This is a genomic window from uncultured Brevundimonas sp. (assembly GCF_963974615.1).
Lineage (GTDB): Bacteria > Pseudomonadota > Alphaproteobacteria > Caulobacterales > Caulobacteraceae > Brevundimonas.
Genome location: NZ_CAXBDH010000011.1, coordinates 85,950 through 97,746, shown reverse-complemented (window position 1 = coordinate 97,746; position 11,797 = coordinate 85,950). Strand labels below are relative to the sequence as shown.

General features: G+C 67.7%; 13 protein-coding genes. All 13 read right to left on the bottom strand.

All coding sequences use genetic code 11. The features are described from left to right. Positions 1-51 precede the first annotated feature (51 nt). Positions 52-540 (bottom strand): hypothetical protein, encoded by a 489-nt coding sequence (locus AAC050_RS09335; RefSeq protein ID WP_339914808.1) that lies wholly within the window; start codon positions 538-540, stop codon positions 52-54. Positions 541-597: 57 nt separating this feature from the next. Continuing rightward, a complete protein-coding gene (locus AAC050_RS09330; protein WP_339914807.1) occupies positions 598-1,170 on the bottom strand; it encodes a nucleotidyltransferase family protein in 573 nt (190 codons plus the stop codon). Further along, positions 1,167-1,982 (bottom strand): bifunctional hydroxymethylpyrimidine kinase/phosphomethylpyrimidine kinase, encoded by an 816-nt coding sequence (gene thiD / locus AAC050_RS09325; protein ID WP_339914806.1) that lies wholly within the window; start codon positions 1,980-1,982, stop codon positions 1,167-1,169. The genes AAC050_RS09330 and thiD overlap by 4 nt, the downstream gene beginning before the upstream one ends. A 14-nt stretch (positions 1,983-1,996) precedes the next feature. Further along, complete coding sequence (gene folP / locus AAC050_RS09320; RefSeq protein WP_339914805.1) at positions 1,997-2,836, bottom strand: dihydropteroate synthase; 840 nt, start codon at positions 2,834-2,836, stop codon at positions 1,997-1,999. Then, a complete protein-coding gene (locus tag AAC050_RS09315; RefSeq protein ID WP_339914804.1) occupies positions 2,833-3,138 on the bottom strand; it encodes a transcriptional regulator in 306 nt (101 codons plus the stop codon). Before AAC050_RS09315 ends, folP begins: the two co-directional genes overlap by 4 nt. Positions 3,139-3,274: 136 nt before the next feature. Then, positions 3,275-5,203 carry an ATP-dependent zinc metalloprotease FtsH gene (gene ftsH, locus AAC050_RS09310; protein ID WP_339914842.1) on the bottom strand — a complete coding sequence of 643 codons (1,929 nt, stop codon included), beginning with the start codon at positions 5,201-5,203 and terminating at the stop codon, positions 3,275-3,277. A gap of 64 nt (positions 5,204-5,267) precedes the next feature. Beyond that, a complete protein-coding gene (tilS, locus tag AAC050_RS09305; protein ID WP_339914803.1) occupies positions 5,268-6,581 on the bottom strand; it encodes a tRNA lysidine(34) synthetase TilS in 1,314 nt (437 codons plus the stop codon). Continuing rightward, positions 6,572-7,423, bottom strand: coding sequence for a tol-pal system protein (locus AAC050_RS09300; RefSeq protein WP_339914802.1), 852 nt, complete (start codon positions 7,421-7,423; stop codon positions 6,572-6,574). Before AAC050_RS09300 ends, tilS begins: the two co-directional genes overlap by 10 nt. 78 nt (positions 7,424-7,501) lie before the next feature. Then, positions 7,502-8,050, bottom strand: coding sequence for a peptidoglycan-associated lipoprotein Pal (gene pal / locus AAC050_RS09295; protein WP_339914801.1), 549 nt, complete (start codon positions 8,048-8,050; stop codon positions 7,502-7,504). A 133-nt stretch (positions 8,051-8,183) separates the two neighbouring features. Next, positions 8,184-9,551 (bottom strand): Tol-Pal system beta propeller repeat protein TolB, encoded by a 1,368-nt coding sequence (tolB, locus tag AAC050_RS09290; RefSeq protein WP_339914800.1) that lies wholly within the window; start codon positions 9,549-9,551, stop codon positions 8,184-8,186. A 125-nt stretch (positions 9,552-9,676) separates the two neighbouring features. Continuing rightward, positions 9,677-10,456 (bottom strand): hypothetical protein, encoded by a 780-nt coding sequence (locus tag AAC050_RS09285; protein ID WP_339914799.1) that lies wholly within the window; start codon positions 10,454-10,456, stop codon positions 9,677-9,679. A gap of 4 nt (positions 10,457-10,460) precedes the next feature. Further along, positions 10,461-10,934, bottom strand: a complete 474-nt coding sequence (locus tag AAC050_RS09280) for an ExbD/TolR family protein (protein ID WP_339914798.1) — start codon at positions 10,932-10,934, stop codon at positions 10,461-10,463. A 3-nt stretch (positions 10,935-10,937) separates the two neighbouring features. After that, positions 10,938-11,684, bottom strand: coding sequence for a protein TolQ (tolQ, locus tag AAC050_RS09275; RefSeq protein ID WP_339914797.1), 747 nt, complete (start codon positions 11,682-11,684; stop codon positions 10,938-10,940). Positions 11,685-11,797 lie beyond the last annotated feature (113 nt).

Below are 11,797 nucleotides of genomic sequence, written 5' to 3'. Positions count from 1 at the left end.
CCTCGGGCCAGCAACCTCGAGACACGCCCCGTAACATGTTGGGCCGCCGGGTCATGCCTTCAGCGGAATAATGACCTGCCGGATCAGCGAGCTGTCATCATCGATCTTCTCCGACCGGACGGCGTGAAAAATCAATCGCAATTTGAACCGGTCGGTCTCAAGCGTCGCCGCATACATTGGCCGCCCGATCTGCCTTCCCCAATCACTGGCTTCAGCGTCATCATTCAAAGCAGTGATGCCGGGGTAGGCGTTTGACCAGTTGGTTCCCCATATATAGCCGTCCATATCCTTAGAACGCTCCCAGTCGAGGAAGACGTCATCCCATGAGGTCGACCAACCCGACGGGGCCAGGGCCGTTTGGCAGTCCGCTCTAACCACATGCGTGAATGTTAGCCGATGTGTTCCCGGCCTTCCGCTTATGCAGTCCTGAATTATGAGCTGATAGTCTCGCCCGTGCGTGACGAAGCCATGATTGAGCACGGCAAAATCGCAATCTGGCAGCCATTCGGCCATCAGAGCGGTCAGAGGATGAACGTTCATACTGTTATCTCTCAATCTACGATCCACTCACGCCAGGCTGTTTCGACGGGGCCGCCATCAGGGCTTCACGACCGTCAACTCCGGCCAGCGACCCCGGGCATTCTCCACCGTCCGCTGCCATCCGCGCGCCACGCCCCGCAGCGGATTGGGCCGCAGGGTCATTGAGAACACATCCTCCAGCCCGAACGGCGCGGCGACGCTGATCGTGTCATCGGCCTCCAGCCGCACGCCGACGGCGAAGGCCGGGGCGACAAAGCGCGACAGGGCTGTGTCGGTGTCAGGCAGGGCGTCGTACGGCTCGCCGAACCTCTCTTCGAACCACAGATGCACGCGCGCCTGGTTGCGCACCTCGACCAGATCCCGCAGCGGCGGCTCGAAGGCGGCGGCGACGCGTTTGATCACCACGTCCTCGGCGTCCCAGCTGGTGTCCGGGTCGAAATAGCCCAGGTCATAGTCCTTGATGCCATAGCCGACCGGCCGCCCCGTCTGCGCATTCCACACCGCCTGATAGACGGCCCCGGAGAACACCCGCCAGTCCGGCAGGCCCAGCCCGCGCACCGTCGTCAGCACCTGCATCAGCTGCGGACTATCCCGAACGACCGCCGCCAGCTTTCTCTCCAGATCGCTCATGTGCGGTCCCTCAGCGGCCAACCGTGGTCCAGCGGTCCGTGCCCGCCGCCCAGACCCGGCGCGCGACGGATGGCCTCGAACACATAGGCCCGGGCCTCGGCCACGGCGGTTTCCAGCGACAACCCCTTGGCCAGTCCGGCGGCGCAGGCGCTGGCCAGGGTGCAGCCGGTACCGTGGGTGTGGCGGGTATCCAGACGCGGCCCTTCCATCACCGTTTCACCATCTGCCGTCAGCAACAGGTCGATGACCGTCTCGCCCGGCACATGGCCGCCCTTCATCAGCACCGCCTTCGCCCCCAGCGCCAGCAGGGCCTCCCCGGCCCGCCGCTGGCCGTCCATATCTCGCACCTCCAGCCCGGTCAGGGCCTCAGCCTCGGGCGCATTGGGCGTCAACAGCGCCGCGCGCGGCACCATCAGCGACCGGACCGCCGCGATGCCCGCCGCCTGCAACAGCGGGGCCCCGCCCTTGGCGATCATCACCGGATCGACCACCACCGGGGCGTCCGATGTGTCGAGAATGGCCGCGACCCGCTCGACCACCTCGGCCGTGCCCAGCATGCCGGTCTTGATCGCATCGGTGCCGATGTCGTCGAGCACCGCCCGCGCCTGGGCCTCGATCAAATCCAGCGGCAGCGGATGCACGCCATGGACGCCCAGGGTGTTCTGCACGGTGATCGCGGTCACAGCCGTGGCCGCATAGCCGCCCAGCATCGTCACCGCCTTGATGTCGGCCTGCAGCCCGGCCCCGCCGCCGGAATCGGAACCGGCGATGATCAGGACTCGGCCGGGAGATGGAGCAGGGACGGAAGCCATCCCCGTCAGATGCGTCAGGCCGGCCCGCCGGGCAAGCCCGCGCTCACCGCCGCCTGCACCGTCAGGGCCTGGACCGTCTCGCGCACATCATGAACCCGGATCACCGCCGCGCCGCGCTGCGCGGCCGCCAGGGCCAGGGCCAGCGACCCGCCCAGCCGGTCCCCGGCCTCGACCGCCGACGCATCGATCGTCTGGATCATCCGTTTGCGGCTGGCCCCGAACAACACCGGAAAGCCCGTCGCCACCAGCCGCTCCAGCCCGGCCGTCAGGGCCAGGTTGTGCGCCGGCGTCTTGCCGAAGCCGAGACCCGGGTCCAGCCAGATCTGCTCGCGCGCCACTCCGGCCGCCATCACCGCCGCCGCCCGCGCCGTCAGCCAGTCGCTCACCTCGGCGACCACATCGTCATAGCGCGGATCGGCCTGCATGGTCCGGGGTTCGCCCTGCATATGCATCAGCACCACGGTGCAGCCGAGCTCGGCGGCGACCGCCGCGCTGTCGGCCCCACCGAGGGCCGTCACATCGTTCCAGATCGTCGCCCCCGCCGCGACCGCCGCTCGAGCCACCTCAGGCTTCATCGTGTCGATGCTGATCGGCCCGGCCCAGTGCGCGCGCAGCCCGGCGATCACCGGCAGGACCCGGGCCATTTCCTCAGCGGCATTGACCGGCGCGGCTCCCGGCCGCGTGCTCTCGCCGCCGATGTCGAGGATGTCAGCCCCCTGTTCGACCAGTCGCAGCCCGTGCATCACTGCCGCCTCGACCGTGGCCAGCCGCCCCCCGTCCGAGAAACTGTCGGGCGTGACATTGACGATCCCCATGACGCGGGGCCGATCCGGCGTGACGGTGATCGCGGTCATTGGCTGCCTCCGCCGATCAGTCCGGCCAGGGCCTCCAGATAGGCCCCGAAGGCTGACCGCCCCCGGTCGGTGATCGTCACCCGGGTCAGCGGCCGGTTATCCTGAAACCGTCGGACGACCGCGACATAGCCGGCCGCCTCCAGCTTCTTCAGATGCATCGACAGATTGCCCTGGGTCGTTGCCAGCACCGTCTTCAGACGCGTGAATTCCGCGCTTCCAGCGTCGGACAGATAGACCATGATTCCCAGCCGCATCCGACCATGGATGAGGTCGTCGATCCGGCCCAGGTCAGAGATACTCATCCGGCTTCGTCCCTCGGATACGCGGTATGGGTTCAACCTGAACAATAAATCACAGACTGGTTTGTAACACAAACACAAAGCTCCGCGAAAAGGGCGCGCGAACCGGCCGCGCGCCCTTCTGTAGGTCGAACCGGACTCAGTGGACGGTCGGCACAGTCTCCGCCGCGGCCTCGGTCACGGGCGTGATCGGCACCGAGACCGAAGGCCCGGCGACGGGGAAACTGCTCTCGTCGCGGTTCGGGGCGATGCCCTTCTCCAGCAGATCGCGGATCTCGTCGCCCGACAGGGTCTCGTATTCCAGCAGGGCCTGGGCCAGCTTCTCGAGGTCGCCGGCCTTCTTCTTCAGAATCTTGCGCGCCTCGTCCCAACCGGACGTGACCAGCTTCTTGACCTCGGCATCGATGATCCGCGCGGTCTCCTCGGAGACGTTCTGGCTACGCGCCACCGAATGGCCGAGGAAGACTTCCTGCTCGTTCTCGCCATAGGCGACGGTGCCCAGTACATCGGAGAAGCCCCACTGGGTGACCATGCGGCGCGCCAGCTTGGTGGCCTGCTGGATGTCCGAGGATGCGCCCGAGGTGATGTTCTCCTTGCCGAAGATCAGCTCCTCGGCGACACGACCGCCGGCCATGATGGCGATGCGATCAACCATCTGCTGGTATTTCATCGAATAGCGGTCACCCTCGGGCAGCTGCATGACCATGCCCAGGGCCTGGCCGCGCGGCACGATGGTCGCCTTGTGCACCGGGTCGGCCATCTTGACGTTGATGGCGACGATGGCATGCCCGCCCTCGTGATAGGCGGTCAGCCGCTTTTCTTCCTCGTTCATCGCCATCGAGCGGCGCTCGGCCCCCATCATGACCTTGTCCTTGGCGTCCTCGAAGTCGCGGTGGGTGACCATGCGCCGGTCCTTGCGGGCCGCCGTCAGGGCCGCCTCATTGACCAGATTGGCCAGATCGGCCCCGGAGAAGCCGGGCGTGCCGCGCGCGATGGTCTTCACATTCACGTCGGCGGCCAGCGGCACATCCTTCATGTGGACGCGCAGGATCTTCTCGCGCCCCACCACATCGGGATTGGGCACCACGACCTGACGGTCGAAACGACCGGGCCGCAGCAGCGCCGGGTCCAGCACGTCGGGCCGGTTGGTGGCGGCGATCAGGATGATGCCTTCATTGGACTCGAAGCCGTCCATCTCGACCAGCAGCTGATTCAGCGTCTGTTCGCGCTCGTCATTGCCGCCGCCGACCCCGGCCCCGCGATGCCGGCCGACCGCGTCGATCTCGTCGATGAAGATGATGCAGGGCGCGTTTTTCTTGGCCTGTTCGAACATGTCGCGCACGCGACTGGCACCGACGCCGACGAACATCTCGACGAAGTCCGACCCCGAGATCGAGAAGAAGGGCACGCCCGCCTCCCCGGCCACGGCGCGGGCCAGCAGTGTCTTGCCGGTACCCGGAGGTCCGACCAGCAGCGCCCCCTTGGGAATTTTGCCGCCCAGACGCTGGAACTTGCCCGGGTCCTTCAGGAATTCGACGACCTCGGACAGCTCCTCCTTGGCCTCATCGACCCCGGCCACGTCGTCAAAGGTCTTGCGACCCTTGTGCTCGGTCAGCAGCTTGGCCTTGGACTTGCCGAAGCCCATGGCCCCGCGCGCGCCGCCCTGCATCCGGTTCATGATGAACAGCCAGAAGACGATGATCAGCCCGACGGGCAGCAACAGGCTGAGCGCGCCCATCCACCACGGCGACTTCATCGTCTTGACGTCGACCTGCGCGCCGGAGGCCCGGATCGACTCGACCAGTTCCAGATTCGGATAGGGGGTGGTGGTGACGAATTTGCTGTCGTCCTTCAGCGTGCCGGTGATCTCGTCACCCTTGACCAGCGCCTCGGTGATCTGTCCACCTTCCACAGCGGTGACCAGCTGCGAATAGTTGATAACGACCGGTTTGGCGGCAGCCTCGCCTGCGACACCGGGGGACAGCGCGCCGCCGCGTTGCGCGAGAACGGTCACGGCCAGAAGGCCCAGGAAGATGGCGCTGATAACGGCCATGTTGCGAAGGTTCATGCGGTCCTCGGTCACTCGTCTTGCGGGCCGGTTCAGCAGGGACGCCGCACCGGTCGGGAATAGGTCAGCCTGAAAATAGGAGGTCTCGAGCCATTGCGCCATGCAGCGCGTCACCGAGTCCCGTTTCATGCGTCGTTTGGTCCAGAGCCAGCGCCAGTCTTTGCCCGACCAGCGCCCGCACTTCGATCCCCGCCTTCCCTGCAAGAACCGGCGCACCTCCGCCATCCCGGATCAGGACAGGTACAGTCCCCCGCGCCGCAGCCGGCAAACGGTCCAGACGCCTGCGATCGTCGGCTGACAGGGACGCCAGCCGTCCGGCCGCCGCCACGACCTGCCAGCCCGCCGCGGCCGCCGTCAGCTCATACCGCCCGTCCCAGACGGCGGGAATCCCGGGTTTGAGCACAAGCGGTGGAACCGGCCGTCGTCCATACTCCCCCGCCTCGCGCATCAGGGTCACACTCCGGCCCTGCGCCACGATCCGCGCCCCACACATCACAGCGGTAAAGTCTTCGCCGGCCACCAGCCGCACCGCCAGCCCGTCCAGCCGCGTGCCGCGCGGGGGTCGTGAACCGCCGCCGGCACAGACGGCCGCCGCGGCCAGGGCCCGCAGACCTGTCGTTCTCGTCACCGTGACCATGCCTGCCGTCGTCACCACTGGCATCCGCCCGGAAATCCGGCGCACGGGCGGCACGGGCGTCACCACCCCCGGCCCTGTTTTCGCCAGCGCCTGTCGCGCCCGGCTGCGCCCGAACCGGATATCGACATTGCCCGGATCCTCGACCCAGCCCAGTCCGCGCGCACCCAGATAGGCACGGATCGACTCCCGGCGCTCGGACAGCAGGGGTCGCAACAACATCAGGCCCCGTCCCTCGGGCCAGGCCGGAGACGGCGACCAGACCCGGACCTTGCCCACGGTCGAGCCCCGCGCCCGCATCCAGTCGGCCTCGGCGACATCCGACAATGTATGGGCAAACAGGACCACCCGGGCCCCGGCCGCGCGCGCCGCATCGGCGATCAGGGCATGTCGAGCCGCGCGGGCAGCGGCTGGCAGGCCCGTCACTGGCCGGGGTCCGGTCCAGCGCACACCGTGCCAGTCCGCGCCGGCCACGGCCGCGGCCTCGGCTGCCAGCCGGTTCCAGCGCCCGCTGTCCGGATTCAGTCCATGATCGACGGTGATCGCCAGTAACCGGCGTCCGCGCCGCCCGGCCCACTGGCCGGCCAGATCCAGCAGGGCCATGGAGTCCCCGCCCCCGGACAGGGCGACGGCCACGGGCCGCTCGACCTCATGTTCGAGTCGCGCGTCCAGCCGGTCGAACACCCGCGCAGACAGACCTTCTCCGGCCGTCGTCGCTTCGGCTGTCAGGTCCGTCAGCTGCACCCGGCGCGGGTTTTGATCTGGGCCGCCCGGGCCCGCAGCGCGGGGGTCGCCCCTTCGGCATAGCGCCGGGTAAATTCGCCCAGGGCCCCGCAGGACTGGGTGTCGCGGTTGAGGACTTCCAGGGCCGTTGCCAATTTCAGGGTGGTTTCAGCCGCCCAGGCCGTACGCGGCCAGCCGCTCAGTGCGGCGGCATAGGCCTGGACCGCGCCGGCATGATCACTGGCGGCGGTTCTGAGATCGCCCAGCCGCAGATTGGCCTCGCGCGCCTGCGGCGTATCGGGCCAGGTCACCACTACCGTCTCCAGGGCGCGGCCACCGCGGGCGGCATCGTTTCCGGCCAGACGCACGGCCGCCGCCAGATCCTGGGCGGCGTCTCCGGTCGGGGAGTTGGATGTGATCGGCGCATTCAGCTCCGCCTCGGCACGGGCGACGTCCTCAATGGCCTTAAGCCGGCGCTCGGCATCGGTCAGACGCGAGCGCAGGGCCGCATTGTCGCGACCGGTCTCATCCACCAGGAAGGTCAGGCGTTCGACGTCACCGTTGACCCGCTGCAGGGTGGCCTCAAGATCATCCAGCCGACGATCCAGGGTCGCGACCCGCCCCTGCAGGGCCACGACCTCGGGGTCGGTCTGCAGGATGAAGGGCTCGCCCGCGGCACTCGCCTGGTTCAGGGCCCGGTCGACACGGCGCACCGTGCGCTCCAGCTGCTCCAGCCGGCGCTTGTCCCACTGGATCGGCTCATTGGAGGCGGACTGGGCGAAGGTCGTCCCGGCGATCAGGGCCAGGCCGACGGCCGTCAGCACGACCTTCTTCGAGCGGAACAGTTCAGGCTTCAACATCATGGATCAACGGTCCCACCGTTTTGCGGCAGCCGCAAGGCGGCCCTCCCCGTCACAGTGCGACGGAGAGGGTCCTTAACGTCAGCGCGGCGCGCCGGAAACGATCGCCGTATGGGCGTTGCGGTTACGGGCCCAGGCTTCCTCGTTCGACCCTTCAGCGATCGGGCGCTCCTTGCCGTAGCTGATGGTGTCGATACGGCCGGCGGGGATGCCGCGCTCGACCAGATAGTTGCGTACCGACTCGGCACGACGCGCGGCCAGGGCCAGATTGTACTCGCGCGTGCCACGCTCGTCGGCATTGCCCTCGATCCGCACGGTCACCTGCGGATAACGCTGCAGCCACTGGGCCTGGGCGTTGAGACGGGCAAAGGCCTCGGGACGGATCTGGTACATGTTGAGGTCGAAATAGACCCGGTCGCCGATGTTGACGACGAAGTCCTGCTCCGAGCCGGCCGCGGGTGCACCGACGTTTCCACCACTGACCGGTCCGGTCGGGGCCGTCGGATATTGCGGTCCTGCAGGAGCCGGAGTCGGCACCGAACCTTCGACCGGGCGACGCGGGGCACAGGCGGCCATGGCAGTAACGGCAACGCCGACGAGGGCGAGACGCATGAGGGTCGAGGTATTCATCGGGTCGTCTCCTGAATCTGAACTGACTGGAAAGTCTCAAGCTGGGCTATAATCGACTGCTACGGTTACACCAGCCAATTCACCAGCCACGATAACGAACAGTTGAGCGGATGGCTCCAAACCCACACCGGGTTCAGTTCGGACAACTGTCGGGCCCCTGGCCGAAGCCTATGTTCGAAGGCGGGCCGTCCAGCAACGGGGACCAGGCCGGATCCGAGCCGCGCCCGGCATAGCCCGCCTGGGACACGACCCGTCCGCTCAGGTCCACGGTCCACAGCCGGGCGTCGCCGCCGGGGGCCTGCCGCGCGAACATCACATACCGGCCGTTCGGAGCCCACGACGGGCCCTCCTCGAAATAGCTGGACGACAGCAGACGCTCGCCCGAGCCGTCGGTGTTCATCACCCCGGTCGAGAACCGCCCGCCCGACTGTTTGGTGAAGGCGATCATATCGCCGCGCGGGCTCCAGGCCGGCGAGGTATAGATGCCGCCGCCGCGCGAGATCGGGCGCTGGCCCGAGCCGTCCGATCGCATCACATACAGGCGCGGGGTGCCGGTGCGGTCCGAGTTGAACACGATCTGCGACCCGTCCGGGCTGAACGAGGGCGAGGTGTCGATGCCGGGATCCGAGGTCAGGCGTGACAGCTGCCGTGTCCGCAGATTGATGACCCAGACATCGGTATTGCCGCCCTTGATGATCGAGAACGCGATACGCGATCCGTCGTTGGAAAAGCGCGGGGCCAGCACCTGGCCGTCGAACTCGCCCAGGCTTTCGCGACGCCCGGTCGACAGATTGTACAGATAGATACGGCTGTAATCCCGGCCCAGCGCCACATAGGTGATCTGGTCCGGGTCCGACGTCGAGAAGCGCGGCGACATGATCACTTCGTCGCCCTGGGTCAGGAACACCGGATTGTAGCCGTCCTGGTCCGAGATGGTCAGACGGTTCAGCTTGTTCAGCTGGGTGCCGCTCTCGGCCACGAAGATGACCCGGCTGTCGAAGAAGCCCGATTCCCCGGTCATGCGCTGATAGACGACGTCGGCGATCTTGTGCGCGATCCGCCGCCACTGCTCGGGTGTGGCGGTGAATTGATAGCTGACCAGCTGGCACTGGCGGTACGGATCATACAGGCGGAAGCCGACGTCGTTGCGTCCGTCGGGTCGCGGCGTGACGCTGCCGTACAGCACGGCCTGGGCCCCGATCGCCGTCCACTGCGGGAAATTCGGGGCGTTGGCCAGGGTCAGGCCGGTCTCGACGAAACCGGCCGGATCCAGTGGCTCGAAATAGCCCGACCGGCGCAGATCCCCGCGCACCACGCCCGACAGCTCGGCCCCGTACTGGCCCGCGAACGGCACAACAGCGATCTGGAGGGGGCGCAGCACGCCCTGGTCGATCTCGACCTCGACCGGCTGTCCCGGCCGTGCCGGCGTCTGTGCCTGGGCCGCCAGCGGCACCGCCATGGCCAGGACCGCAACCGTAGCCAGAAGTCGTTTGAGACGCATGATGGGCTCCCGCAAATTCACGTTAGGTCAGTCCTTATCGCCAGACTGGACACCGAAGGCCAGTGATCCGCCTGAATGGGGCGACTTTGCGGTCGGCAAGGACTGCCGCCCGCCCGTCGTCGATCCTATCGCCCCCGACAGGCGCGTTCGGTGTTGAACACCAGTGGGAACTCTCCCCCCTCGAACCCGGACGGTACATCGAACGGTGCGGTCTGGCGCAGGGCCCGCAGGGCCCCATCGGCGGCGGCCCGATAGACCGGGTCCGACCGGGGCGACACCAAGGTCGGTCCATCGGTGATCCGCCCGTCGCGGGCGATAGTCACCTTGACCCGAATTTGCAGTTCATTGGCCCCGGGGACGTCACAGGGCAGAGTCCAGTTGGCATAGACTTGGTTGAAGAAGGCCGTCGATTGCGGCCCGGTCGCCTGCGACGCCGATCCGCTGCCGGTCTGGCCGGTCGGCGGGGTCCGGCCACGGGTGGGCGCGGTGCGCGGGGCCCCGGCCAGGGCGTCAAGATCGAGGCTGGGCTCCTCGCGGCGCGGGGCCGGGCGCGGCGGAGTCGGGGCCGGAGGCGTCGGACGGGTCCGTGGCGGCGTCGGTGTCGGCGTCGGTGCCGGTCGGGGCAGGGGCGGGGTCGGTCGCAACGGCGGCTGCGGTTCCGGCGGAGCGGGCTCCGGGGGAACGGGTTCGTTCACCGGGGCGGTGGTGGCGTCTTCATCGTTCGGGGTCTCGGCCGGATTGTCCGGGGCCGCAGCGGCGATGACCATGTCCGACACGATCGTCACCGGTACCGACGACACCAGCGGCGTCAGGTCGTCCTTGCGGCTGAACGACACGAAGGCCAGCGCGATCACCCCCGCATGCAGGGCGATGGATCCGACAATGGCAAGGCTGGGCCGGCGCAAGGCGTCAGCCCTCCGGGTCGGCCGCGGCGCTGGCCTGCGGGGCCGTATCGGTGATCAGGTTCAGCTTGGAAAAGCCCGTGGCGCTCAACCGGGCCATCACCCGGGCCACCGCCTGATAGGGAGCGGCACCGTCGGCGCGGATGAACACCGGGGTCTCGCGCCCGGTCTCGCCGGCCGCCTCGGCCACGCGCAGCGCCAGATCGTCCCAGCGGGTTTCGGTTTCCGCGACATAGATGGCACCGTTGCGATCGATCGAGATACTGACCGGCTCGTGGCTTTGCTCGACCGCGCTGGCCTCGGTCTTGGGCAGCTCGACCGGCACCCCGACGGTCAGCAGCGGGGCCGAGATCATGAAGATGATCAGCAGCACCAGCATCACATCGACCAGCGGCGTGACGTTGATCTCGCTCAGCGGCCGTTTGCGCGCCCGCCGCCGTCCCCGCACATGTCCGCCGCCCCCGGCACCACCCATCGCCATGGGTCAGACGCCCCGGCTGAAGCTGGTGTCGACAGCCGGTGCCGGTGCGGGCGGGATTGAGCCGCCCAGACGCCGCGCCACCGCGGCCTGCAGGTCATCGGCGAAACTCTCCAGCCGGCCGGTGAACTTGCCCGCGTCGATCGAGAATTTGTTGTAGGCGATATAGGCCGGAATGGCCGCCGCCAGACCGATGGCCGTGGCGAACAGGGCCTCGGCGATGGCCGGGGCCACCGTGGTCAGATTGGTGTTTCCGGCCGTAGCGATGGCGTCGAAGGCATTCATGATGCCCCAGACCGTGCCGAACAGGCCGATGAAGGGTGAAGAGGTCGCCACCACCGACAGCACGCCCAGCCCCTCCTCGATATGCTGACCTTCACGCGCGATCGTGGCGTCCAGCGCCCGGTCGATCCGGGCCATCAGCATATTGCCCTGCCCCTCGGTCAACGGGCCCTGGGCCCGGGCTTCACGCCAGTCGGTCACGGCGATGACCAGCATGCGCGGCAGGGCATGGGCCGGCTCGGGTCCGGCGCGATTGGCGATCTCCTCCAGCGGACGCCCGGAGGCAACCTCCCGCTCAAAGGCTTCGGCCAGACGGTTCAGGCGTGTGTACCGGAACGCCTTGTCGATGATGATGGTCCAAGACCACAGGGATGCGATCCCCAGGCCGACCATCACGACCTTCACCACCCAGTCGGCGGTCCTGAACAGCTCGACAGGGTTTATCATCGAGGCGTCGGCAGGCACGGTCATGCATTCGATCCTTCGCGCGGTTCACGCCCTATCCAGCGGGCAGGCGTGACCTTTGTATGGCATATGCCCCGGGTCTAGAGGCCTCTAGCCGAGCCGTCACCTGCATACACCTG